General features: G+C 58.1%; 22 protein-coding genes. 10 read left to right on the forward strand and 12 right to left on the reverse strand.

Annotation, left to right across the window (positions count from 1 at the left end; translation table 11 throughout):
* Nucleotides 1–67: 67 nt before the first annotated feature.
* Both eno and AC13DE_RS18550 read right to left on the reverse strand, forming a co-directional pair.
* Entirely contained in the window at nucleotides 68–1,345 is a 1,278-nt protein-coding gene (gene eno, locus AC13DE_RS18545; protein ID WP_446297777.1) for a phosphopyruvate hydratase, read from the reverse strand.
* Between the two features lie 66 nt (nucleotides 1,346–1,411).
* On the reverse strand, nucleotides 1,412–2,281 hold the full coding sequence (locus tag AC13DE_RS18550) for a DMT family transporter (RefSeq protein WP_483048667.1): 870 nt from the start codon (nucleotides 2,279–2,281) through the stop codon (nucleotides 1,412–1,414).
* Between the two features lie 415 nt (nucleotides 2,282–2,696).
* Here AC13DE_RS18550 and AC13DE_RS18555 point away from each other — a divergent pair, with 415 nt between their 5' ends.
* Nucleotides 2,697–3,998, forward strand: coding sequence for a DEAD/DEAH box helicase (locus tag AC13DE_RS18555; RefSeq protein ID WP_446297775.1), 1,302 nt, complete (start codon nucleotides 2,697–2,699; stop codon nucleotides 3,996–3,998).
* The gene (locus AC13DE_RS18560) at nucleotides 3,995–4,228 is read left to right on the forward strand and encodes a hypothetical protein (protein WP_483048668.1); all 234 of its coding nucleotides are present in this window, start codon (nucleotides 3,995–3,997) and stop codon (nucleotides 4,226–4,228) included. Before AC13DE_RS18555 ends, AC13DE_RS18560 begins: the two co-directional genes overlap by 4 nt.
* A gap of 63 nt (nucleotides 4,229–4,291) precedes the next feature.
* Here AC13DE_RS18560 and AC13DE_RS18565 read toward each other — a convergent pair whose 3' ends face one another.
* From AC13DE_RS18565 to AC13DE_RS18580, 4 genes are all read right to left on the reverse strand, one after another.
* Nucleotides 4,292–5,536, reverse strand: a complete 1,245-nt coding sequence (locus tag AC13DE_RS18565) for a multidrug effflux MFS transporter (RefSeq protein WP_483048669.1) — start codon at nucleotides 5,534–5,536, stop codon at nucleotides 4,292–4,294.
* Between the two features lie 116 nt (nucleotides 5,537–5,652).
* Complete coding sequence (locus AC13DE_RS18570) at nucleotides 5,653–6,111, reverse strand: adenylyltransferase/cytidyltransferase family protein (protein WP_483048670.1); 459 nt, start codon at nucleotides 6,109–6,111, stop codon at nucleotides 5,653–5,655.
* Between the two features lie 97 nt (nucleotides 6,112–6,208).
* Complete coding sequence (locus tag AC13DE_RS18575) at nucleotides 6,209–6,850, reverse strand: DsbA family oxidoreductase (RefSeq protein WP_483048671.1); 642 nt, start codon at nucleotides 6,848–6,850, stop codon at nucleotides 6,209–6,211.
* Nucleotides 6,847–8,361: a class I adenylate-forming enzyme family protein gene (locus tag AC13DE_RS18580; RefSeq protein ID WP_483048672.1), complete on the reverse strand. Its 1,515-nt coding sequence runs from the start codon at nucleotides 8,359–8,361 to the stop codon at nucleotides 6,847–6,849. Before AC13DE_RS18580 ends, AC13DE_RS18575 begins: the two co-directional genes overlap by 4 nt.
* A 65-nt stretch (nucleotides 8,362–8,426) precedes the next feature.
* Between AC13DE_RS18580 and AC13DE_RS18585 the strand changes: the two genes are divergently transcribed.
* Entirely contained in the window at nucleotides 8,427–9,050 is a 624-nt protein-coding gene (locus tag AC13DE_RS18585; RefSeq protein WP_446297766.1) for a helix-turn-helix domain-containing protein, read from the forward strand.
* Between the two features lie 117 nt (nucleotides 9,051–9,167).
* Here the strand turns inward: AC13DE_RS18585 and AC13DE_RS18590 are convergent, their stop codons facing one another.
* Nucleotides 9,168–10,886, reverse strand: a complete 1,719-nt coding sequence (locus AC13DE_RS18590; RefSeq protein WP_483048858.1) for an extracellular solute-binding protein — start codon at nucleotides 10,884–10,886, stop codon at nucleotides 9,168–9,170.
* A gap of 418 nt (nucleotides 10,887–11,304) precedes the next feature.
* Between AC13DE_RS18590 and AC13DE_RS18595 the strand changes: the two genes are divergently transcribed.
* The gene (locus tag AC13DE_RS18595) at nucleotides 11,305–12,090 is read left to right on the forward strand and encodes a 3-hydroxybutyrate dehydrogenase (RefSeq protein WP_483048673.1); all 786 of its coding nucleotides are present in this window, start codon (nucleotides 11,305–11,307) and stop codon (nucleotides 12,088–12,090) included.
* A gap of 33 nt (nucleotides 12,091–12,123) precedes the next feature.
* A complete protein-coding gene (locus AC13DE_RS18600) occupies nucleotides 12,124–13,155 on the forward strand; it encodes a patatin-like phospholipase family protein (RefSeq protein ID WP_446297764.1) in 1,032 nt (343 codons plus the stop codon).
* On the opposite strand, the gene AC13DE_RS18605 is transcribed toward AC13DE_RS18600, so the two are convergent.
* The 4 genes from AC13DE_RS18605 to AC13DE_RS18620 all read right to left on the reverse strand — a co-directional run bounded on the left by AC13DE_RS18605 (nucleotide 13,148) and on the right by AC13DE_RS18620 (nucleotide 16,712).
* Nucleotides 13,148–13,897: a DUF502 domain-containing protein gene (locus AC13DE_RS18605; RefSeq protein ID WP_483048674.1), complete on the reverse strand. Its 750-nt coding sequence runs from the start codon at nucleotides 13,895–13,897 to the stop codon at nucleotides 13,148–13,150. The two genes, AC13DE_RS18600 and AC13DE_RS18605, sit on opposite strands and share 8 nt — an antisense overlap.
* Nucleotides 13,898–13,985: 88 nt before the next feature.
* Nucleotides 13,986–14,900, reverse strand: coding sequence for a pseudouridine-5'-phosphate glycosidase (locus tag AC13DE_RS18610; RefSeq protein WP_446297762.1), 915 nt, complete (start codon nucleotides 14,898–14,900; stop codon nucleotides 13,986–13,988).
* Nucleotides 14,897–15,781 carry a PfkB family carbohydrate kinase gene (locus tag AC13DE_RS18615; protein WP_446297760.1) on the reverse strand — a complete coding sequence of 295 codons (885 nt, stop codon included), beginning with the start codon at nucleotides 15,779–15,781 and terminating at the stop codon, nucleotides 14,897–14,899. The genes AC13DE_RS18610 and AC13DE_RS18615 overlap by 4 nt, the downstream gene beginning before the upstream one ends.
* 112 nt (nucleotides 15,782–15,893) lie before the next feature.
* A complete protein-coding gene (locus AC13DE_RS18620; RefSeq protein WP_483048675.1) occupies nucleotides 15,894–16,712 on the reverse strand; it encodes a DUF4198 domain-containing protein in 819 nt (272 codons plus the stop codon).
* On the opposite strand from AC13DE_RS18620, the gene AC13DE_RS18625 reads away from it, so the two are divergent.
* On the forward strand, nucleotides 16,711–18,048 hold the full coding sequence (locus AC13DE_RS18625) for a HupE/UreJ family protein (protein WP_483048676.1): 1,338 nt from the start codon (nucleotides 16,711–16,713) through the stop codon (nucleotides 18,046–18,048). The two genes, AC13DE_RS18620 and AC13DE_RS18625, sit on opposite strands and share 2 nt — an antisense overlap.
* 15 nt (nucleotides 18,049–18,063) lie before the next feature.
* Here AC13DE_RS18625 and AC13DE_RS18630 read toward each other — a convergent pair whose 3' ends face one another.
* Nucleotides 18,064–18,684 carry a thiamine phosphate synthase gene (locus tag AC13DE_RS18630; RefSeq protein WP_446312731.1) on the reverse strand — a complete coding sequence of 207 codons (621 nt, stop codon included), beginning with the start codon at nucleotides 18,682–18,684 and terminating at the stop codon, nucleotides 18,064–18,066.
* Between the two features lie 145 nt (nucleotides 18,685–18,829).
* Between AC13DE_RS18630 and AC13DE_RS18635 the strand changes: the two genes are divergently transcribed.
* The 4 genes from AC13DE_RS18635 (at nucleotide 18,830) to AC13DE_RS18650 (ending at nucleotide 22,897) form a co-directional block, all read left to right on the forward strand.
* The gene (locus AC13DE_RS18635; protein WP_483048677.1) at nucleotides 18,830–19,582 is read left to right on the forward strand and encodes an RNA methyltransferase; all 753 of its coding nucleotides are present in this window, start codon (nucleotides 18,830–18,832) and stop codon (nucleotides 19,580–19,582) included.
* Between the two features lie 55 nt (nucleotides 19,583–19,637).
* Nucleotides 19,638–20,792, forward strand: a complete 1,155-nt coding sequence (gene ctaA, locus AC13DE_RS18640) for a heme A synthase (protein ID WP_483048678.1) — start codon at nucleotides 19,638–19,640, stop codon at nucleotides 20,790–20,792.
* On the forward strand, nucleotides 20,789–22,264 hold the full coding sequence (locus tag AC13DE_RS18645; RefSeq protein WP_483048679.1) for a carboxypeptidase M32: 1,476 nt from the start codon (nucleotides 20,789–20,791) through the stop codon (nucleotides 22,262–22,264). The genes ctaA and AC13DE_RS18645 overlap by 4 nt, the downstream gene beginning before the upstream one ends.
* Before the next feature lie 300 nt (nucleotides 22,265–22,564).
* A complete protein-coding gene (locus tag AC13DE_RS18650) occupies nucleotides 22,565–22,897 on the forward strand; it encodes a hypothetical protein (protein ID WP_446297753.1) in 333 nt (110 codons plus the stop codon).
* The last annotated feature ends 19 nt before the right edge of the window (nucleotides 22,898–22,916 follow it).

A 22,916-nucleotide genomic window follows, 5' to 3' on the forward strand; every position in this document is an offset into this window, starting at 1 on the left:
GAAAAAAGCGCGCAGATCCTGCACGCTTTTTCCCTTTCAAGACAAACCGCGGTTGGCTGACCCAGGCTTAACCCTTGAGGATTGATCGGCCGGCGTATTGTGCCGTCAAACCAAGCGATTCCTCGATCCGGATCAATTGGTTGTATTTCGCCAGCCGGTCAGACCGCGCCAACGATCCGGTTTTGATCTGCCCGCAATTTGTCGCGACGGCGAGGTCTGCAATTGTGGCATCCTCAGTCTCACCTGACCGGTGTGACATGACATTGGTGTAACCTGCGCGATGCGCCATATCGACAGCTTGCAGTGTTTCCGACAGGGTGCCGATCTGGTTCACCTTGACCAGCATCGAATTGGCGCAGCCGCGCTTGATACCGTCCGCCAAGCGGGCGGGATTTGTCACAAACAAATCGTCGCCAACCAGCTGCACCTTGCTGCCTAGACGGTCGGTCAACATTTTCCAGCCTTCCCAATCGTCCTCTGACATGCCGTCTTCGATCGAGATGATCGGATAGCTATCGCACAACGCGGCAAGGTAATCGACGTTTTCCTCACTGCTCAGAGTTCTACCTTCACCTGACAGCACGTATTTTCCGTCATCGAAATACTCTGTCGCAGCACAATCCAGCGCCAGATAAATTTCCTCGCCCGGTTTGTACCCGGCTTTCTCAATGGATTTCAGTATGAAATCAAGGGCATCGCGGGTGGAGCTGATGTTTGGCGCGAAGCCGCCTTCGTCGCCGACACCCGTGGCCAGACCTGCCTCGGACAACTCTTTCTTCAGGGTGTGAAATACCTCTGATCCCATGCGCACCGCATCGGCGATGTTTTCGGCAGATACGGGCATGATCATGAATTCCTGAATATCGATAGGATTGTCAGCATGTTCCCCGCCGTTAATGATATTCATCATCGGCACCGGCAACATGCGTGCCGACGCGCCGCCAACATACCGATACAGAGGGAGCGACGAATAATCGGCAGCAGCCTTGGCGACGGCAAGCGAGACACCCAATATCGCGTTGGCCCCCAGGCGCTTTTTGTTTTCAGTGCCGTCCAGCTCGATCATCGTGCCGTCGATCTCGATCTGTTCGGTGGCGTCGATGCCCACCAGCGCTTCGGCGATTTCGCCGTTCACGGCTGCACATGCTTCCAACACACCCTTGCCCAGATAGCGTTTCTGATCACCGTCCCGGCGCTCGACTGCCTCATAGGCCCCGGTGGAAGCGCCCGACGGTACTGCCGCACGGCCCATCGTGCCGTCCTCAAGCGTGACATCAACCTCTACGGTGGGGTTGCCTCTGCTATCCAGTATTTCGCGGGCGTGAATGTCGATGATGGTGCTCATAGGAATTATCCTTTTGCGGGTGTCGTTGGGCGATGGTTTAGCGTGGGTTCCGAAGGATGGAAAGTGTCAGGCGCGCTGCTTGACTTTGCGTTCCCGCCATACCGTATAGATGCCCGAAGCTACAATGATGGTTGCGCCAACATAGGTAAGCATATCTGGCCTCTCTTGAAACACCGTGATTCCGACGACCATGGCAAACAACAGGCGTGAATACCGAAACGGAGTGACAAAGCTGATTTCACCTATCCGCATTGCGGCTACGATACCGTAATAAGCGACCATGCCGAATGTCAGCGCCGATACCATGAACACCCACTGCACCCCTGTCATCGCGACGAACGCGGTGCCGGTCCCCAGCATGAAAACCAGGCTGGCCGGGACCAGCGCCAGAAAAGCCAGAAACGAAAGCTGGAAGCTTGATGTGGATTTCGGCACGCGACGCGTTGCCAGATCACGCAGTGACAGGCCCAGTACCCCCAGGACCGCAAGCAGTGACAGGATCTGAAAGCTCTCCATACCGGGGCGTATCACCAAAAGCACACCGAACATGCCCACCAGGATCGCGCTCCAACGGCGCCACCCGACCGGATCACCCAGGAAAAGCGCGGCCCCCAGGGTCACCACCAGCGGCGTGGCCTGCAAGATCGCCGACGCTGAAGAAATCGGTGTCAGCACAATTGCAGAGACAAAGCCCAGGGTCCCGATAATCTCTCCGGTGGCGCGCAGCAGGATCGGCAGGGTCAACACTCCGCGGTCCAGCAGCGGTTCGCCCCTGAAGCGCATCAGTCCGCCATAGCAGACCGCGCCGCCAACCCCGAGAAGAAAGATAATTTGACCGACCGGAATATCCGAACCCATCAACTTGATGAACATGTCTTCTATGGCAAAGCCCAGCATCGACAGCACCATGATCAGCGCACCGCGCAGGTTGTCCATGTCTTATCCTTTCTCATCCGCATCTCGGGTAAACCGCATCGTGTGTTCCATGTCGCTTCGGCAGGGAATGTGCAAGCTGCGGTGTCATCTGCGTACGCGTGCCGTCGGCTCTCGTGATCTTTGTGCGCCAGGGCCGTTGACTTTGCCCGCCAAAAAGCCCATCTGGGCACCAAGCGAAGCCCTCTGCCGCGTGAGCAGTTCAGCCCTTTGGTCCGTTGGATCATCATATTGCTGAGAGACAGGGCCGCCGATGTTCCCAAAATCACGCGTGGGGCCAAGCGCAACAGACAGGGCGTTGGCACTAGGCCAGGCCCTGCGATCTGTTTTGCGTCCCTCGCGGTTCAGCCCTTCCGGGTATCCGCGTGATTGTTAGAGGCGGGGCACCCTGCACACGCCTTTGGAAAGACGAAAGAATATGAGCGATTTTGAGATGATGGGCCTGCCACGCCGTTTGGTCAAGGCTTTGACCAACATGGGTATGACGGACCCGACCCCAATTCAGAAGCAAGCCATCCCGCATGCGATGAACGGCCGCGACGTGATGGGTCTTGCCCAGACCGGTACTGGCAAGACGGCAGCGTTCGGTGTGCCGCTGGTCGCCCAGATGCTCGAGATGGAGGCGCGGCCCGAACCGCGTACCGTACGCGGTCTGGTGCTGGCCCCGACACGGGAACTGGCCAACCAGATCATGGAGAACCTGAAAGGGTTCTGCGAAGGCACCCAGCTCAAGACGATGATGATCGTGGGCGGGCAGTCGATCAATCCACAGATCAAGCGGATGGAACGCGGTGTTGACCTGCTGGTGGCCACACCCGGCCGCTTGCTGGACCTGATGGATCGCCGCGCGGTGTTGTTGCACAAGACCACGTTCCTGGTATTGGACGAGGCTGACCAGATGCTCGACATGGGTTTCATCCACGACCTGCGCAAAATTGCTTCGGTATTGCCCAAGGAACGCCAGACCATGCTGTTCTCGGCCACGATGCCCAAGCTGATGAACGAGATCGCAAACAGCTATCTCAACAGCCCGATCCGTATCGAGGTCTCGCCTCCCGGCAAGGCGGCCGACAAGGTCACGCAGGAAGTCCACTTTATCGCGAAGGCCGAAAAGAAGGCTCTGCTGATCGAATTGCTGGGCAAGCATACCGAAGAACGAGCCTTGGTTTTCGGCCGCACCAAGCATGGTTGCGAAAAACTGATGAAGGATCTGGTAAAAGCCGGTTTCAAGGCGGCTTCCATCCACGGCAACAAAAGCCAAGGTCAACGTGACCGCGCTATTGAAGCGTTCAAAAAAGGGGATGTCACCGTGTTGGTGGCGACCGACGTGGCAGCGCGCGGGCTCGATATTCCAGATGTCAAACACGTGTACAACTACGAATTGCCAAACGTGCCTGATAACTACGTTCACCGGATCGGGCGCACCGCGCGCGCGGGCAAGGACGGTGCAGCCATCGCGTTTTGCGCGCCAGATGAAATGGGCGAATTGAAGGACATCCAGAAAACCATGAAGGTTTCCATCCCGGTCGCTTCTGGTCGGCCGTGGGAAGCGATGGACGAACCGGCCAAGCCGGGCAAGGGCCGTGGAAACCGTGGCCGTGGTCAGGGCGGGCGTTCCGGAAACGGGGGGGGGCGTCCCGGCGGCGGCGGCGGCGAAGGCAAGTCGGCCGGTGCCGCACGTCGCAGACGCAAGCCCGGTGGTGCGCAGCGGGCGGCATGAATAACGCTGCCAGGCGTTTGATGCTCGGGGCGCTTTATACGTCGGTGGCGCTGCTTGTTGCAGTGCCACTGCTCTACCTGCTCATGACCGCACCGACATGTCCGACCGAACCATGCCAGATATCATCACGGTCCTACTTTACCGTCGCCATCGCGTCTGCCTGGTTGGTACCCTTCAGCATCGCGGCGGTTCTGCTCGTGCTCGTGTTCAAGCTGAAAAACCGCGCCTAAGCTCTTCCAAATGGCCAAAAATCCTCGCCCGTAGGGCGAAACCTGCGCCGGTTCCCACGGGCGCTACTCGGCTGGATCGGCTAACCAGCTGTCATCATGCCGCAAGATCCGCGCTAGGTATATCATCAACGCAAAGCCGATTCCGGCAAGGATCAACACCGACGCCACCAAGGGCGCTATCGTCCCATTGAACACCAGTCCTATCGGCGATGCGATGACCGCAGCCATCACCGTCGATGTGGCCCCGATCACAGACGCCGCCATCCCCGCGATGTGACCCAAAGGCTCCATCGCCAGAGCGTTCAGGTTGCCCATGACCAATCCGGCTTGGAAAAACAAACTCGCCTGCCATAACGCGAAAAAATAAAAGCCGAACGGTTCGGGCAGACTGCCCAGCCCAAGGCCCAGCATGATTGCCGACAGAATGATCTGAGCCCCAAGAGCCAGCGTGACGATCCGCAGCATTCCCAACCGTACCACCAGCAATGCGTTCAGCAGGCTGGAGCTGCCCGATACCAGGGCGATGACGCCAAACCAAAACGGAAAACTCTCACCGCGGTCATACACCTGGTCATAAATCGGCTGTACCAGCATCAAAACCGAAAACAAGATCGACAGCGCGAGTGTTTGCACGGTGATCGATACGCACACCATACGGTTACCGAATATTTCTTTGGTCGCCAGCCATAGCAAAGGCAACTGTAACGGGCGGCGCTTGCCTTCGGGCAAAGTCTCGGGCAGGCGCAACCACATCCAGACGGCAGACATCGCTGCGAAAACGACGAACGATATAAAGATGCCGCGCCAGTCCGAGAACCTGATTATGACCGCCCCCAAAGCCGGGGCGAACGCCGGCACAATCACGAAGATCATCATCACAAAGGACATGATCCTGGCCATCTGGCGACCGGAAAAGAGGTCGCGAATGATCGCCAGGGATACCACCCTGGGCCCTGCGGTCCCCAACCCCTGAAGCACCCGCGCCGCCAGCATGACCTCGAGAGATTGGCTGGCCCATGCAATGGTCGTGCCCAGGATATACAGGAAAGCCCCGCCGTAGACGATGTTCTTGCGCCCGAATGCGTCTGCCAACGGTCCGGTCACAAAAGTGCCCAAGCCCAGCCCAAAGACAAAGGCGGTCAAGATCAGCGGGACGCGCTCCGGAGTGTCCGGGCTCAGATCTGCGGTGATTTGGGGCAGGGCAGGCAGCATCGCATCCGTGGAAAAGGCAATCGTTGCGAACATCATTGCAATCAAGGCAATGAATTCTGGCCGGCTCATGCGAAAATCGGGTCTATCGGTTGTCATCTCTGGGGGCCTCGTTTGCGACGGATCACAAGACGCAGCCCTCGCAGGGCATTCATAAGGCTACCTTACGGAATGTGCAATCCAATTTAACGCCCGCTTTAACGCCCGCGCAATGATCAGGCGGTCAACGCGGCCCGAGGATAGTCCGATTTCGGCACCGGCCAGGCCGTCGGGATCTCCAGAACCTGCACAATTGCGTCCAACCCCTCCAGCTCCTGGCGCGCCCCTTGGGGCAGAACCAGAATGGAAATGTCGTGGTTCACGATATCGCTCCATCGCTGTTCCCACCCGTCTACCGCAATGACCCGAGAGACAAAGCGGCAGCTTTCCAGCATGGCCCGGCGTGTCTTGAAAGGGGAATGGACCGGGGTGCCGAGGTACGAACAAAAATCATCCGTGGTACAGCCAACAATCAAATCACTGCCAAGTCGGGAAAGCCTTCTCAGCCATTGGGCATGATCTACTGTCAGACCGTCAAACGCGCCGTACGTCAGCACGTTGCGAACCGGTTGCCCGGTCGTCGCGGACGGCATCGTTCCGTGACCGGCGCGGGTGGGTGCACTCGTGTGTATCATTCTGCCTGCTCATTTTTTGGGGTCTTTGCCCCTTGATTACCGCGATTCTAGGCAGATTTCCCGTCAATGGCAAAAGCTTTATTGCATGTGAAAGATATCAGTCTGTCTTGCGCAGATCGGCCAACACCTTCTTCCACAGATCCGGTGGCTGAGCACCGGGCACGGCATGTCGACCCGCCACGATAAAAGTCGGAACCGATGTGATACCCATTTTACGGCTGTGTGCATCACGATCGCGGATGTCTTGAACGTCTGCATCCGTGGCCAAAAGCCTTGATACCAAAGACGCGTCCATCTCGATGACATCAGCGATATCGCACAACACCTCGGCATCTCCGATATCCCGCGCGTCAACGAAATATGCTTTGAACAGCGCCGACACAGCGGCGGTCTGCCGTCCTTCGATGCCCGCCCAGTGAATAAGCCGGTGCGCGTTCAACGTGTTCGGGGTACGCTGCATGGCTTCGAAATTGATCTTCAGCCCTGCCTTTTCGGCGTGCTCCACTACCGGAGCGTAGGCGCGCACGGCGGCTTCCTTGCCGCCGAACTTCCCCTCAAGATAGGCCCGGCGGTCCATGCCGGCCTCGGGCATGTTCGGGTTCAGTTGAAACGGATGCCATTCAATCACGAACGGATGATCGGGTTCGCTTTCCAACGCGCGGTCAAGATGGGCCTTGCCTATATAGCACCAGGGGCAAATCGGATCGGACATGATGTCAAGCTTGATAGGGTCGGTCATTTATGTGCCTCATAGTTTGCGCGCAGGGTTCGACGCAACAGTTTGCCGTTGGCCCCCATTGGTAGCTCGGTCAGATGAATATAAACGCGCGGCTGTTTATACCGCGCCATGTTGCGTTCTGCATAAAGCGACAGTGCACTAGCGTCCAGAGCGACATCCGCCGTATAGAAAGCAGCGATGACCGTGACATCCGCCCTGACGTTGACTTCACAGACACCCACGGCAACGATGCCGGGAAATTTGGCAAGCGTCTGTTCGACTTCGATAGGAGATACGCGGAACCCACCGGCATTCATCATGTCATCATTGCGCCCCAGATAAGTGATCTGGCCATCGTCGTCCATGATGCCCTGATCGCCCGTCAAGAACCACTCACCCTGATATTTCGCCTTCGTCAACTCGGCTTGTCCCAGATACCCCAACATCAATCCCGGATCGCTTTTATGGATCGCAATCGTGCCCTCGGTTCCCAAGGCGACGGGACCATCGGGGCCGATCAAGGCAACGCGGCGTCCGTCCTGGGGCCGACCCAACGTATCTTCACGGGCAGGGTGGTCCGGTGAGGCCGAGATAAAGGTCGAACATTCCGACATGCCGTAGGCTTCGTATATCTCGGTCCCGCTCGCCTCGCGCCATGCCTTGCTGACAGAAGCAGGCAGTTTTTCCCCCGCGCTCAACCCGTGTCGAAGGTCAGGTGCGTCGACCCGGGTGTTGCGTTTCAACATCTGGCGGTAAACGCCAGGGGCGGCTGCAAAGATGCTGGGCCTGTATCGTGTCATCAGCTCGGGCAGCACGTCGGCCGGGCTCCCAGCCGCGGGTATCAATGCGGTCGCCCCCCTGGTCCATGGGTCCATCAGCCCGGTACCCAACGTGTAAGTCCAGTTGAACGCGCCCGCGTGCATCATGCGGTCGTCCTCGCGCAACCCGTACCATCCATCGAACATCATCTGCCGGGCCCAAATTGCGCGATGCGCGTGCATCACGGCTTGCGGGGTGCCCGACGTGCCAGACGTATAGATGATATAACCCAACCGGTCCGGATCACCCATATGCCACTGTGCCGGCGGCAGTCCGCGCATGTCACGCAGCTCATCGACGGTGCAAATGCACGCACGGGTCGGACAATCGATGCCGGGATCGCGCAGGATTACTTTCGGGTTCAACACATCAGCGATGCGTGTCACCTCGGGCAAGGTCAGGGCCGCAGCGGTGGGGACAGGCACCAGACCGACCGCCAATGCCCCCAGATAGGCCAGCGGGAAGTCGACGGTGTTTCCAAGGCGCATCAACACCACATCGCCCGGAACCAACCCCAGCTCCAACAGCCCCGATCCGGTACCACGCACCGCAGCCTCAAGCCTGGCAAAGCTCCAATCCTCTGTCCCACAGGGATCCACAACGGACAAAGCAGTCTTGTCGCCCAAACGTGTCGCGTGCTGCAATACATGGGCGGCCATGTTGAAAGAGCCGGGGCAGGGCGCATACCCTTCTGATCGCGAAATAGAATACATGGCTCATCGCTAGCCTGCGATGGCAGACGTTGCAAGCCAGATGGCGCAGGGATATAGGCGTCGTCATGTCGAAGGAAGCACCGAAATCCATGATCCAGATCGCACGCGAAAGCGGCGCGACCGAAACAGCGCCGCCTGTCGATCTCGGCGCACGCGTGCGCGAACTGCGCAAAGCCCGCAACTGGACCCTGGAACAGGCGGCCAACCAGGCGGGCCTGGCGCGCTCCACGCTAAGCAAGATTGAAAACGGACAGATGTCACCCACCTACGACGCCTTGAAAAAGCTTGCTGTAGGGTTGGAAATTTCAGTCCCGCAGCTTTTTACACCGCCCTCCGCAGGTCAGATAAACGGGCGCATGGCCATCACCAAGTCAGGCGATGGAACTGCCAAGGCCACGACCACCTACGAACACGAGCTGCTCGCCGATACCTTGCGCAAAAAACAGATGCTGCCCTATCGCGCCCGTATCCGCGCCCGAAATGTCGAAGAATTCGACGGCTGGGTCCGCCATGATGGCGAAGAGTTTTTGTTCGTGCTGACCGGGGTGATCAAGCTTTACACGGAATTCTATGAGCCTGTCGAAATGCGCCGCGGCGACAGCGCCTACTACGACGCCACGATGGGGCATAACGTCGTGTCAACCAGCGACGAAGATGCGACCATCCTTTGGGTCACTTCGCTCGCCTGACACGCCTCGGCCTCTTTCATTTTGCCTTTTAAACTCTCCCCGAAGGGGATCGCGGCGCGCGTATCGCACAGTGTCTCGCGGCCGGGCGGATGCACACCGACAGTGCGCATTCTTCGCTCAGTCTTGCGGATCGAGCCACCAGACCTCAGGCATAAAATTCGGGCCATCGCCGTATAGGGGCACGTGTTCGGGGTATTTCAACGCCGAGATATGGGCGATGCGGTCTTCGGTGAATTGCCAGAACGGGATAACATAGCGCCCCGCCGTCAGCACCCGGTCCAAAGCGTGCGTTGCGGCGATAAACTCGTCGTTGCTCTTGGCGCTCACCATCGTGTCTATCAGCGCATCGATCGCCGCGGATTTCACCCCCATCAGGTTGCGGCTTCCGGGTTGGTCCGCCGCCTCCGATCCCCAATAGTAGCGCTGCTCGCTTCCCGGGCTCAACGACAGGGCGCGGCGAAAGATCGCCATGTCAAAGTCGAATTCATTATTGCGCGCGACAAATTGTGCGTCATCCACCGCGTCGACGGTTACTGCAATACCCAACCGCTTCAACGCCTGGATATACAATTCGGCGATCGCCATGTTTTCAGTGCTGCCCTTGGATAGAAGGATGCTGAACGCCAGGGGGGTCCCGTCCGGGCCCCGCATGGTTCCGTCCGTGGCGCTATAGCCTGCCTCGCCGAGAGATCGCATCGCCGACCGAATCCCGGCCCTGTTGCGTGCCGACCCATCTGACACAGGCAGTGCATACCCTGCCACCGCGCCCGCGGGCAGCGTATCCTTATAGGGCGACAGCAGATCCGCCACGCGGCCCTGCGCTGGCCCGGGAAGCATCGCCAGCGGGGAGTTGGAAAAATACGACGTGATACGAGGCTGTGCGCCACCCGTCAGTGTTTCATTGATATACTCGAAGTTGAACGCGGCGATCATCGCATCACGTACTCTGATATCATCAAACGGTGCCCGACGCGTGTTCATTACAAAACCGGTCATGCCGGACGGTTTGCTATGACGAAAGGTGGATTTGACGATGTCGCCGCGTTGCACCGCAGGGAAGTCATACTGCGTCGCCCAGGTTTCTGCATTGAACTCGCGCAGCGCAGAAATCTCTCCGGCCTTGAACGCTTCGAACAGCACGTTCGCATCGCCATAAAAATCGAGCTTGATCTGGTCTATATTATGGGTGCCTTTGCGAAACGGCACATCCTTTCCCCAATACTCCGGATTGCGGGTCAGGGTCACCTGCTGGCCCGCGTCGTAATCGGTCACGGTATAGGGGCCCGAACCCATCGGAATTTCCGCCAGGGGGGCGTTGGCGAAATCGCGCCCTTCCCACTGGGCCTTGCTGAGAATCGGCCGCATGCCGGCCAAGAGCGCCAGTTCGCGATTATCGGTGTTGAAGGTCATACGCACGCTGCGCGGGCCGGTCTTGGTGATGCTGCTGATCTGGGCGCGTAATCCGTGATAGCGAGGGTGCCCTTGGGTGCCCAAAAGATCATAGCTGAAGATCACGTCTTCGGGTGTAACCGGTGTGCCATCGGCAAATCGCGCTTCGGGTCGCAACGTGAACTCCACCCACGAACGGTCCTCGGGGGTTTCGATTGATTCGGCCAAAAGACCGTAAAGCGCAAAGGGTTCATCCCAAGAACGCCCCATCAAACTTTCGTGAGTAAAGAACGGTAATTGCCAAGGCGCGGTGCCTTTGCGCACGAACGGATTGAGACTGTCAAAACCGCCGGTATTGCCCAATACGATCGAGCCACCTTTGGGCGCGTCGGGCCGCACATAGGGGAGAGACACAAAATCAGGTGGGAGAGCAGGGTTCCCATACATAGATATCCCGTGTGACGGTTCGGCACTGGCAACCCCCGCAAAGAGAATCAGTGAAGAAACTGCCGCAACCGCCCGACACATCTGGAAAAAATAATCGGCCATTTTCGCAACAATCCCGCTTTGCCCTTGTTTTATTAGGTCATCTCTTAGCGACGCAGGCCCGCCAATTCAAACTTTAAGCTTGGATTACGGCGGCGAATTGCGTATAAAGAACTCACTGCTCGATAGGTTTCTTGCCTGTATGAAACCTGCCTCAATAACTCAACGTCCGCTTCGTGCGGACGTTTTTTTTGTTTTAACGTGGGGCTAAGCCAAAAATGGCCGTCGGGTAGGGGTATCTGGGTCGATCCGCATTTAGGCGTTTTCTTTGCCAGAGGAGCGTTCCATTATGCAGTTGCAGAAAACACAGGAGAACACCATGGCCCATACCATAGATCTTTCAGGAAAAAATGCCGTTATCACCGGATCGAATTCCGGTATCGGGCTGGGTATCGCTTGGGCCTTGGCGCGGGCGGGTGCCAACGTGGTGCTGAATTCCTTCACCGATCGTGAAGAAGACCATGCGATTGCATCGAAGATAGCAGCCGAAACCGGCGTCAACGCGCGCTATCTCAAGGCAGACATGTCCAAGGCTGACGAATGCCGCCAACTGATCACCGACGCAGGGTCGTGTGATATTCTGGTCAATAACGCCGGCATCCAGTACGTCGCGGCGATTCCCGAGTTTCCGTTGGAAAAATGGGACGCGATCATAGCCATCAATCTTAGTTCTGCGTTCCACACCACGGCTGTGGCGCTACCCATGATGCGATCCGCGGGTTGGGGACGGGTCATTAACATTTCGTCGGCGCATGGTCTTACGGCATCGCCGTTCAAGGCGGCATATGTGGCGGCCAAACACGGCATTGTCGGGCTGACGAAAACCACCGCGTTGGAAACCGCCCAGGAACCGATTACCTGTAATGCGATCTGCCCGGGATACGTTCTTACCGATATCGTGGAAAAGCAAATTCCCGATACCATGAAAAAATATGACATGACCCGCGACGAGGTGATCAAGAACGTCATGTTGGAGCGCCAGCCAAGCAAGGAATTCGCGACGGTGGAACAATTGGGCGGCACCGCGACCTTCCTTTGTTCCAGCGCGGCTGACCAGATTACCGGGACCACCATTAGCGTAGATGGTGGTTGGACAGCGCTTTGATCTCTCGGGGCGTCCACGGGACGGGGGATCGGCGTGACTAAAAAGCGTATTAATCTGGCGTTGCAGGGGGGCGGCGCACACGGTGCCTATACATGGGGAGTGCTGGACCGGTTTCTCGAAGAGAACGATCTCGAGGTTTGCGGAATTTCGGGAACGTCTGCCGGTGCTCTGAACGGAGCAGCGCTGAAAGCCGGTATGGTCAAGGGCGGCAGGCAAGCCGCCCGCGATAACCTGGCCTGGCTTTGGGCCAAGGTTTCGGCGGTTGGCGATCTGCATCTGAGCGGGTGGATGGCCCCGTTTGGTCTGGGCGCGATCAGTCAGGCGATGGCATACAGCTTTCCCGTCGCGATGAGCACCGCAGTGACGCAGATTCTTTCGCCTTATGCCTACGGTCCGCTATACCGGAACCCGTTGCAGGATATCGTCGAAGCGTTTGACTACGATCATGTCTGCAAGGTTCAGGGACCACGCTTTTTTGTCAGCGCGACCCGGGTGCGCGATGGCAAGATCAGGGTTTTTCATGGGGATGAGATCGGGCCGGATGCTTTGCTTGCCTCGGCCTGCTTGCCCACCTTGTTTCAGGCGATTGAGATTGACGACCCCAAGACCGGGCGACGAGAAGCTTATTGGGACGGTGGCTATACCGGAAACCCGGCGCTGTTCCCTTTGTTTTCGCGGGACCTGCCCGATGATATCGTAATCATCAATATCAACCCGCTTGAACGCGATGCCCTACCTACGACACCGCAGCAAATTCAGAACCGCATCAACGAGATCAGCTTTAATTCGAGCCTGCTGCGCGAACTGCGCGCGATCGAATTTGTCCAGCATCTGCTGGACCACGGGATGATCCAAGAGGGTACGATGAGCCGCGTGCGGATCCACATGATTTCAGACGATGACATGATGTCTCAGTTGTCTACAGTCACGAAATCCTTTCCCAATCCGCTTGTTATCGAAGCCTTGAAAGAAGCGGGCCGCGCCTCGGCCGACAGCTTCTTGCAAGGCGATATCGACCATGTCGGGGTGCGCAGCTCTGTCGATCTGGTCAAGATGTTCAGCTAGGCGGCAGTACGTCGTTGACACTGTTGCGCGGCAGTTCATGGATCGCGGTGCTGCGCGAAGGCGGATAGACCAGACCGGCTGAAATCACGAGTTTCGCGGCGTCCTCGACAGTCATGTCGAGCTCCATGACTTCGTCTTTCGGCACAAACAACAAAAAACCCGACGTCGGGTTGGGTGTGGTTGGAACAAAAACACCGATCAACTGCCTGCTCTCACCGGCGCGTGTCGCAATCTCTCCCTTTGCGGGGATCGAGATGAACCCGAGGGCGAACATGCCTTTGCGCGGGTATTCGATCATGCAAGCTGTCTCAAAGCTCCGCTCGGTCTGTGCGAAAATAGTTTCCGAAATCTGTTTGATACCGGAATAGATTGTCCGGACCACCGGTGTGCGGTTTACCAGACTTTCGGCAAAACGAATGAATGAGCGCCCGATAATCCCCTTGGCAAGCCACCCCACGACAATGGTGAAGAACAAGAATATGACCACCCCGATGCCGCGCACGTTGATTTGCGCGGATGGGTCGAGCCCGAAATAGGTCTGGATCAACCTGTCAGGGTGATACGCGACAGGCACCATCGGAAGCACAATCCCGTCGATCCAGCCGATCACGGTCCAGATCAACCAGATTGTCAGACCAACAGGGGCAATAACCACCAGACCGGTCAGAAAAGACGCCCGCAATCGCGCGAACATCGTCCGGCGCGGCGTGGGCATAGTTGGCGGCGTAAAAGGCGTATTCATTGCAGTTTTTGTTTTCTAACTAGTTAACAGGTCAGAGCTAGGGCGTTTGATACCCCGCTACAATGGAACGCCCCCATATAATTGAACTTTATGTGTCTTTTATTGCAAGAATTGTGGAAATTTCAGCCGCAAAGCGTGCGTTGTTGCGCACCAGCGCTATATTCGCAGTCAATGACCGGCCCTCGGTCAGTTCATAGATGCGCTGTAACAGAAACGGGGTCACGTCCTTGCCTTTGACCCCTTGGGCATCAGCTTCCGCTTGGGCGGCTTGAATGATCGGGGCCAACTGGCCGGCTGGAATTTCGTCTGCTGCACCAATGGGGTTCGCGATCAACTGCCCACCCCGTAACCCCATCATTATGCGGGTTTTATGAGCAGACGCGATTTGCGCTGCACTGTCCATCCGCAGCGGTGACTTCAGCGATGACGTTCTGCTCCAGAAGGCAGGAAAACTGTCTTGCCCAACCGTGATTACCGGCACACCTTGGGTTTCCAGCACCTCAAGGGTTTTGGGCACATCCAAAATCGCCTTGGCCCCGGCAGCAACCACGGTGACCGGCGTCTGGGCAAGCTCCATCAGATCGGCGGATATGTCGAAACTTTCCTCGGCACCGCGGTGTACGCCGCCAATGCCGCCCGTGGCGAACACCTCTATCCCGGCCAAGTGGGCGGCTATCATGGTCGCGGCGACGGTCGTGGCACCGGTGCCCTTGGTGGCGATGCACGCAGCGATGTCTGCGCGTGAAAGCTTGGCCACGTTGCTTGCCTGCGCAAGCTGAACAAGCTGATCGTCTTCCAGCCCGATATGCAGGACCCCGGCCACGACCGCGATGGTTGCAGGGGTGGCCCCGGCACCGCGCACATCGGCCTCGACCAGGCGGGCGACCTCGAGGTTCTGGGGATAGGGCATGCCATGAGTGATGATCGTGCTCTCCAGAGCGACAATGGGGCGGCCTTCGGCATGGGCTTTCGCAACTTCAACAGACCGGGATAAGGGGATCATATTTTCGTTTCTCCTGAAACATACTGCGCTGCGGCAGTCAGCGCTTGCGCCAGCGCCGCCTCAGGGTCGGCCCCGTGAAGTTCGGCGGCAATATGCGCGGCCATAAAGGTATCGCCCGCGCCGGTGATACGGGCAACGGTGACAGAGGGCGGGCTTTGGGTCACCAGACGATCGGTCATGGCCATCGTGGCGCAATTGCCGCCGTCGGTAACCACCGCGCGCACCGCCCCGCGATCCAGCAAGGCACGTGCCGCCGTGCGGGAATCACCGAACTCCGTCTGGCACAGCAACGCTGCTTCTTCTAGGTTCACGTATAATGTTCCGCGGCTGGCCTGAAGAAAGGGCACCAGGCGCAGGGCCTTGCCGGGGGATGCAGGCGCGACACGCAGGTCCGCCTGAGCCAGCAACGGGCTGTGGGCCATTATCGAAAGCAGTTCCAGCGTCAGGTTTCCATCCAATGCCACCGCACCGTGATATGGTCCGGGCAATGTGCCATCTGCAAGCGGTCGCAAGATCTTGTCGCCCGCGGCCTCGAGAGAATGGGCGTCGGCGATCGCGGCGATCAATCCGTTCGCACCCTCGACAGCCATATAGCGGTCGGTCGGCAAATCATCGGATCGGTAGATGTAGTCCGTGTTGAGCCCGCGTAGTATGCATGCGGCGATCAGTTCATCGCCTTGGGTGTCGCGCCCGACCGCGCTGATCAAGGCGGGCGACATGCCGAACCTTGCCAGCGCCATTGCGATGTTCAACGCCACTCCGCCCGGCAGTCGGGTGATCCGCCCCGGCATATCAGAACCTTGGCGCATGGCAGTATCGGCACGGCCGATTATGTCCCACAGCACAGAGCCGATGCAAAGTATGTCTGGTACGTCCCTCATGGCGCACCTTGTGCCCAGACCAGGCTGGTTGCGCAAGCCCCGTTAGGGGATGGGTTGTACGGCAGAGCGCAGCGGTGGTGTGGTGCGCTGTAGCGACAAGGCGCGCAACCGACTATTTCTGGGGAACCGCGAAAGTCAGGGATGCCCAAAGGCTTTCCCATTGCGGACTGTCTTTGGTCTTACCCACATCGGGGGCAGGGCGCAGCACGACTGAATCAACCATGTAAGTCATGCCAGGGACCACCGGAAACGTCGCGTGGCCGTTATCATCGGTACGGTATTTGGTAACCGTGACCTGTTTGTCGGCATCACGTTCGTAGACTTCGATCTGCACGTCCTGGCGGGGAGCCTGCTGATAGGTCAGAGCGATTTCCATCTGATCGTTAAAATCCGCGTCGTAGGGGTTGGTGATTGCCGTCAATTCGGTTTCCATACCCATCGCGCTGTCGTTGCCCCGCCCGTCGCCGACCGCGATCAGCGCTTTTGAATAGCGGCTGTAGCGTTCGCGCACGTGGTCTTGCGGATATCCCGCTGCCTGGTGTTCGGCGACGGCGGTTCTGAAGTCCTTGTGTTCGGTGAAGCCGACAAAGGTTTCCCAGTCGTCGTACACCAGAGAGGTCGGCGATGCCTCGTGAACCACGGTCAGCAATCCGTCGCGCGGCGGAGCGATAATACGCAACGCGGGGATGTCGCCCAGACGACCCGCGACCGGCACGACCTTGCCTTCAAAGCTGAGATCGAACCGGTTGGTGCGATTGGGAAAATACGGGAGCTTGGCCCCGTCGAAAAGCTGGCCGTTGCGCAAGTCGGTTGTCATTTCCGCACCGGGCTGTACTTGATATGCGGGTGCCTCTAGCCAATATTCGTGCGCCGTGGCCGCGGAAGCTGATACAGCACAGACGACTGCGATAACAAAACGGGATAAAAACATGCGCAAGACCTTTTCTAATCTGATGGTAAAGCTGACCTATGCGCTGATTTTGTCAAGTGCCGTGTTCGCGGGGTCCGGCGGAGGCGTCCGCGCGCATGAGGTCATGCCAACCATCGCGGACCTGTCGGTTTCGGACGGGAGCGCCCATTTGACGCTGCGCATCAACCTCGAAGCGTTTCTGGCCGGCATCGACCTGGATACGGTGGTCGATACAAATAACGCTGAAAATGCAGGGGATTACGACAGTTTGCGGGCGCAGCCCGCGGGCCAGATCGCGGCGCGTGCGCCTGAACTGCTTGACACCTGGAACAAATTGCCGGTGCTGCGGGCCGACGGACAACCCGCGGTGCTGGAAACAGTGTCGATCACCATTCCCGAAGATGTGAACATGAGCCTGCCGCGTGTCGCGCAATGGGAACTGTCGGCACCTGTGCCCCCCGCGACAAACGGCATCGTGGTATCCTGGCCAGCGGGGGCGGGGGCGCTGGTGGTGCGCCAGCAAGGCGTCGAGGAACCCTATACCGGGTATCTGGAGGGAGGGAGCCAAAGCCCCGAGATCGTTTTGGGTGGCGGTGGCCAGCAAACTGCATGGCAGGCTTTCACGACCTATATCCCTGTGGGCTTCGACCATATTGTTCCCAAGGGCCTGGACCATATCTTGTTCGTTTTGGGACTGTTCTTTCTCTCGAGCCATATCCGCCCGTTGCTGTGGCAGGTGTCGGCTTTCACCGCTGCCCACACCGTCACGCTGGCACTTGGTGCCATGGGCTGGGTGGCGGTGCCTGCGTCGATTGTCGAGCCGCTGATAGCCGCGTCGATTGTCTATGTCGCAGTCGAGAATATTTTCACTTCCAGACTGTCGCGGTGGCGTCCTTTGGTGATCTTCGGATTTGGCTTGCTTCACGGGCTTGGCTTTGCATCGGTGCTTGGCGCGTTCGGTCTGCCGCAAGATCAATTCATTCCGGCACTGATCGGCTTTAATATCGGGGTCGAGATTGGCCAGCTCACGGTCATCGCGATCATCTTTCTTTGTGTCTGGCAGGCACTGCGAGTGGCGCGGGGACAAGGCGCGGAGCGGATGGCGAAAGTGTTGTACCTGACGTTGGCCGCTGTGGCCCTGGGGCTGAGCCTGATGCCGATGCCGCGGCTCGCCCAAGTACTGGATGCGCCGGTCACACTGTTCCTGATCCCCGGGGCTTTGATTTTCGGCGCTTGCTTTCTGTCGGTACAGTTTCGGCATACCGCAGAGCCATATCGACGTTTCGTGGCCGTGCCGGCCTCGATCGGCATCGCGCTTGTCGGAGCGTATTGGTTTGTCGAGCGGGTGTTCCTGTAACACCCGCCGCGAGGCTTAGTTCATCGCGGCGATGAGATCCGCCAAAGCCGACACCGGGTCGTCAGTGTTCCAGATCTCTTCTCCGACACCGAAAAAATCCGTGTAGGGGCCGAGGCTGCGGATCAGGTCTGTATCCAGGCCGCCTTCGGCAACAACCGGCACTTCGATCACTTCGGACCACCACTGAAACAGGTCCAGTTCAGCATGGCTTCCGTCATCCAGCGCCGAGGCGAGCACCGGGCCGAAGCTGATATAGTCGGCACCGGCTTCGCCAGCGGCCATGCCGTCGTGCCGCGAGCCGCCGCAAAAGCTGCCGACAATCGCGTCTTCCCCCAAGGTTTTGCGCGCATGACGGACAGAGCGCGCAGCATCGGTCAGGTGTACACCGTCAAGCCCGATCCGTTCAGCAAGCAATGTGTGATCGGCTATCACCAGAGCAATGTCACGGGCATCGGTCACCCCCCGCATGGCGTCGGCCGCGCGCAGGAGGCGGTCTTCGTCGCGGGTGCTGAGGGCGAGCCGCACGCAGGCAACCGGGTGCACATCCAAGACGCGCGCCAACAGGTCGGGAAAGGCGGAGAGTTCGATCTCGGGCGGGGTAATAAGGTAAAGCTGCGGTTGATCGGGCGTATCCATGGCGGGCTGTCCTTTGCATTGTTGCGCGTCAATTAGCGGATCGGCACGGGAAAGAAAAACTTTTATGCCTTCGGCGAGGATTTTTTACCATTTGGAACAGGCCGGCCTGCTTGCGACGGCTGGTGGTGGGGGATATGAGGCGAAAATGGAAAACAGTTTGGAAAATCCCAAGATACCGGCGTTTGTGTTGGTGCGCCCGCAGATGGGTGAGAATATCGGTGCCGCTGCGCGGGCCATGTGGAACTTTGGGTTGGACCAGATGCGGATCGTTGCACCGCGTGACGGCTGGCCGAACCCGTCAGCCGTGGCGCTGGCGTCGGGTGCCGGACGATTGCTGGACCAGGCTGTGATTCATGATGATGTGGCGCATTCGGTGGGCGATGCGGCATTCGTGTTCGCGACAACGGCGCGGAGTCGTGATTTGACCAAGCCGGTTTTCAGCCCTGAAGCGGCGATGACCAGGGCGGCGGAACTGATTTCCCAGGGTCGAAGGGTGGCGGTCTTGTTCGGGCCGGAGCGGGCCGGGTTGGAGAATGATGACATAGCGCGCGCCAATGCCCTTGTTTCGGTACCTGTGAACCCCGAGTTTGCGTCGCTTAACCTTGCGCAATGCGTTTTATTGATGGGCTATGAGTGGATGCGGGCACAAGGTGCGGTCGTTCCCGAACAGGTGGAAATGGCCGGTACTGTGTGGGCTGAAAACAGTGAGATCGAGCATCTAGCGCGGCATTTTGAAGACCGGCTGGATGCGGCCGGTTTCTTTTACCCCGAGCACAAGGCCGCCAGCATGAAGGTCAATCTGCGCAATATGTGGTCACGTCTGCCACTGACGCGGGCGGATGTGCAAACGCTGCATGGTACCCTGCGACAGATGGTACGTTGGAAAGAGCGCGGCTAGACCTTTGGGGGCTTGTGGCTTAGTTCTGCGTAGAAACCAGCGGATAAGAGGCAACATGGCCGAGAAACGTAAGCTTTTCGAAGAAGTAGGCGACGCGCAGGTCGTGCGTCCGCCCGCAGATACCGGGATGATCGACAGGGGAAGAGGAGGAGCGCGGGGCGCCATTCGCCTGTGGCTTTTCGTGTTGTTTGCCCTTGTTTTCGTGATGATAGCGGTTGGCGGGTTGACGCGGCTGACCGATAGCGGGTTAAGCATTACCGAATGGAAGCCATTTACCGGAGCCATGCCCCCCTTGAGTGAGGCCGATTGGCAGGCGGAGTTTGCGAAATACCAGGCGATCGACGAGTTTCAGGTGCAAAACTCCTGGATGCAACTTTCTGATTTTAAGGCGATTTACTGGTGGGAGTGGGGGCATCGCCAGCTTGGCCGTCTGATCGGTATCGTTTGGGCGCTCGGCTTCCTGTGGTTCCTGGTGCGGCGGCAGATACCGGTCGGCTGGACCGGGCGGTTGCTGCTGCTGGGGGGGCTTGGCGGGCTGCAAGGGGCGATTGGCTGGTGGATGGTGTCGTCCGGGGTGACCGTTGGCCAAGCGGTTCTTGACGTGGCGAGCTATCGGCTTGCCACCCATCTGGGTCTGGCGTTCATCATTCTGGGGGTAATCACATGGTATGCATTACTGCTTGGGCGGACCGAACGGGATCTGATGCAGGCGCGCCGTACGAAAGAGCGCAGGCTGTTTGGCATGTCCACCGGGTTGCTGCACTTTGCTTTTCTCCAGATACTTCTGGGCGCTTTGGTGGCAGGTATTGATGCGGGGCGGTTTTTTATCGATTGGCCGCTCATGCAGGGACAGTTTTTTCCACCCGATGCGTTCAATATCGCTCCGGTTTGGCGAAATTTCTTTGAAAATCCGGGACTTGTGCAATTCATGCATCGCATGACGGGGTATCTGTTGTTCGCTTTTGCCATCGTGGTCTGGTTAAAGGGCCGAAAGTCGGCGCATGGCACAACCCGGGCTGCGTTCAATCTGATGCTGATCGCGATGGTCGCGCAGGTCGCGTTGGGCATTGTGACTGTTTTGAACGCGGCACCGGTACATATCGCGATTGTGCATCAGGCGCTTGCAGTTGTGGTGTGGGTTTTGATCCTGCGGGCCAGATTTTTGAGCGGTTATCCCGTTCCAACATCCCTGAGAGGACATAAACGATGACTGCCTTTGATGACCTGATGGCGTTCCAGCGCGAAACCGAAGCTTTGGCCCAGGTGGCAGGCCGCTTGAGTTGGGATCAGGAAACCGTGATGCCGCGCGGCGCAGCCCCGCAAAGAGCAGAAGAAACGGCAGCTTTGGAAACCGTACTGCATGCACGGCGGGTCGATCCGAAGGTTGGGGAGTGGCTTGCGATGATCGACGAAGCGCATCTGGACGATGTCGGGCGCGCCCAACTTCGCCACATCCGCCGCAGTCGCGAGCGCGCCATCAAGGTACCGGCGGCTTTGGCATCTCGCCTCGCGCGCGTCACATCGGAAGCGCAGGGTATTTGGGCCGCAGCACGGGCCGCCGAAGACGTTCAGGCCTTTGCGCCCACGTTGTCAGAGGTCATTACCCTGAAGCGTGAAGAGGGGCTGGCGTTGGCCGCGGGCGGCGACGTCTACGATGCAATGTTGGATGACTATGAACCGGGTGCAACCGGCGCGGAGCTTGAGGCGATGTTTGGTGCGTTACGGCCCGAACTGTCACACTTGCGCGAAGCCGTCCGAGAAGCTGAGGCACCCCCCCAGTTGGCGGGGCGGTTCGACGAAGCCGCGCAGATGAGGTTGACGCGACAACTGGCCAAGACCTTTGGGTATGACATGAGCATGGGGCGCGTGGATAAAGCCGTGCACCCGTTTTCTAGCGGGTCTGGGCTGGACGTGCGGATTACCACACGGACCAATGAGGTTGACCCCTTCAATTGCTTCTATTCCACGATCCACGAGGTCGGACATGCATGCTACGAACAAGGTATCGACAAAGCTTATTTACTGACACCGTTGGGGGCTGGGGTGTCGATGGGGGTCCACGAAAGCCAAAGCCGGATATATGAAAACCAGCTGGGCAGGAGCCGCGCCTTTACCGGCTGGTTGTATGGTCAGATGCGTGACGCATTTGGTGATTTCGGCGTGGCAGACGAGGATGTATTTTACCGCATCGTCAATAAAGTTTCCGACGGCTATATTCGCACCGAAGCTGATGAATTGCAGTATAACCTGCACGTTTTGTTGCGCTTTGACCTCGAGCGAGCGTTGATGCGGGGGGACCTTCAGGTAAGCGAGCTCGAGGCCGCTTGGAATGATCGCTTCAGCGCTGATTTCGGTTTTGAGGTCGACAAGCCGTCAAACGGGGTGCTGCAGGACGTACACTGGTCTGTCGGTTTGTTTGGTTATTTCCCGACATATACATTGGGGAATGTTTATGCTGGATGTCTCTATGATGCGCTGCGGGAGGAAATCCAGACGTTGGACGCCGATTTGGCCCGCGGAAACACGTCTGCCGCAACGGGGTGGCTAAGGCAAAAGGTGCAGGTTCACGGCGGTTTCCACGAACCCCGGCAATTGATTGCGCAAGCGGCCGGAAAGCCCGTCACTGAGGCGCCTTTGCTGGCATATTTGCAACGCAAGTTCAGCCAGCTCTACAGCCTTTAATACGCCAGCTTTATCTGGCGAAAGGTCGACCCAGATAATGCAGGTTTCTAGAGAGCTACACGTGTTTAAATCGCCTAAATCCAAATAATCACAGGTTTTTTTTGTGTACTTTGATCAGTTTTGAGATTGCGAACTCTCGAAATGACTTGGCATCCCGGGAAGAGAAGTGTAAGGCTGGTTTAAGAACGTTCCAAGTTACCGTAAATTCCGATGCAGATCGCGTTTTAGGTATTTGCCATGGTGGCTTGACTATGTAATATTAGAGCTAATATGTATTTGATTATAATCTGGAGATCAAAAATGAAACGTTTTACAGCCTTCGCAGCAGCCCTTTTGATGACGGCAGGCGCGGTTTCCGCGCAGGTTACAACACAGGTAGATGCTTCTATCGGTGCGTCAGGTGTTGCCGGTTACCCTGATACTGTTGTCGGTGCAAACGGCATCACATACGCATGTGCCCCTGCGACTACTATCGATGGTGTTCTGGCCCGTCGTTGCATCCAACCAGGTGCTGCCGGTTTTAATGCCATGAGCCCTGCCGCGATCGGCGTAGCCGCAGCAGTTGTAGTAGCTGTTGGCCTGATTGCAAACAACGATGATGACGCAACCACCACCACAACGACTACACCGTAATCCGTTAGTCTTTCAGTTA

This window comes from Sulfitobacter sp. L-8 (genome assembly GCF_056859255.1).

Excerpts from the sequence above, each read along its gene's own strand:
- eno (WP_446297777.1), bottom strand. The coding sequence starts at position 1,345 with ATGAGCACCATCATCGACATTCACGCCCGCGAAATACTGGATAGCAGA.
- AC13DE_RS18550 (WP_483048667.1), bottom strand. The coding sequence starts at position 2,281 with ATGGACAACCTGCGCGGTGCGCTGATCATGGTGCTGTCGATGCTGGGC.
- AC13DE_RS18555 (WP_446297775.1), top strand. The coding sequence starts at position 2,697 with ATGAGCGATTTTGAGATGATGGGCCTGCCACGCCGTTTGGTCAAGGCT.
- AC13DE_RS18560 (WP_483048668.1), top strand. The coding sequence starts at position 3,995 with ATGAATAACGCTGCCAGGCGTTTGATGCTCGGGGCGCTTTATACGTCG.
- AC13DE_RS18565 (WP_483048669.1), bottom strand. The coding sequence starts at position 5,536 with ATGACAACCGATAGACCCGATTTTCGCATGAGCCGGCCAGAATTCATT.
- AC13DE_RS18570 (WP_483048670.1), bottom strand. The coding sequence starts at position 6,111 with ATGATACACACGAGTGCACCCACCCGCGCCGGTCACGGAACGATGCCG.
- AC13DE_RS18575 (WP_483048671.1), bottom strand. The coding sequence starts at position 6,850 with ATGACCGACCCTATCAAGCTTGACATCATGTCCGATCCGATTTGCCCC.
- AC13DE_RS18580 (WP_483048672.1), bottom strand. The coding sequence starts at position 8,361 with ATGTATTCTATTTCGCGATCAGAAGGGTATGCGCCCTGCCCCGGCTCT.
- AC13DE_RS18585 (WP_446297766.1), top strand. The coding sequence starts at position 8,427 with ATGTCGAAGGAAGCACCGAAATCCATGATCCAGATCGCACGCGAAAGC.
- AC13DE_RS18590 (WP_483048858.1), bottom strand. The coding sequence starts at position 10,886 with ATGTATGGGAACCCTGCTCTCCCACCTGATTTTGTGTCTCTCCCCTAT.
- AC13DE_RS18595 (WP_483048673.1), top strand. The coding sequence starts at position 11,305 with ATGGCCCATACCATAGATCTTTCAGGAAAAAATGCCGTTATCACCGGA.
- AC13DE_RS18605 (WP_483048674.1), bottom strand. The coding sequence starts at position 13,897 with ATGAATACGCCTTTTACGCCGCCAACTATGCCCACGCCGCGCCGGACG.
- AC13DE_RS18610 (WP_446297762.1), bottom strand. The coding sequence starts at position 14,900 with ATGATCCCCTTATCCCGGTCTGTTGAAGTTGCGAAAGCCCATGCCGAA.
- AC13DE_RS18615 (WP_446297760.1), bottom strand. The coding sequence starts at position 15,781 with ATGAGGGACGTACCAGACATACTTTGCATCGGCTCTGTGCTGTGGGAC.
- AC13DE_RS18625 (WP_483048676.1), top strand. The coding sequence starts at position 16,711 with ATGCGCAAGACCTTTTCTAATCTGATGGTAAAGCTGACCTATGCGCTG.
- AC13DE_RS18620 (WP_483048675.1), bottom strand. The coding sequence starts at position 16,712 with ATGTTTTTATCCCGTTTTGTTATCGCAGTCGTCTGTGCTGTATCAGCT.
- AC13DE_RS18630 (WP_446312731.1), bottom strand. The coding sequence starts at position 18,684 with ATGGATACGCCCGATCAACCGCAGCTTTACCTTATTACCCCGCCCGAG.
- AC13DE_RS18635 (WP_483048677.1), top strand. The coding sequence starts at position 18,830 with ATGGAAAACAGTTTGGAAAATCCCAAGATACCGGCGTTTGTGTTGGTG.
- ctaA (WP_483048678.1), top strand. The coding sequence starts at position 19,638 with ATGGCCGAGAAACGTAAGCTTTTCGAAGAAGTAGGCGACGCGCAGGTC.
- AC13DE_RS18645 (WP_483048679.1), top strand. The coding sequence starts at position 20,789 with ATGACTGCCTTTGATGACCTGATGGCGTTCCAGCGCGAAACCGAAGCT.
- AC13DE_RS18650 (WP_446297753.1), top strand. The coding sequence starts at position 22,565 with ATGAAACGTTTTACAGCCTTCGCAGCAGCCCTTTTGATGACGGCAGGC.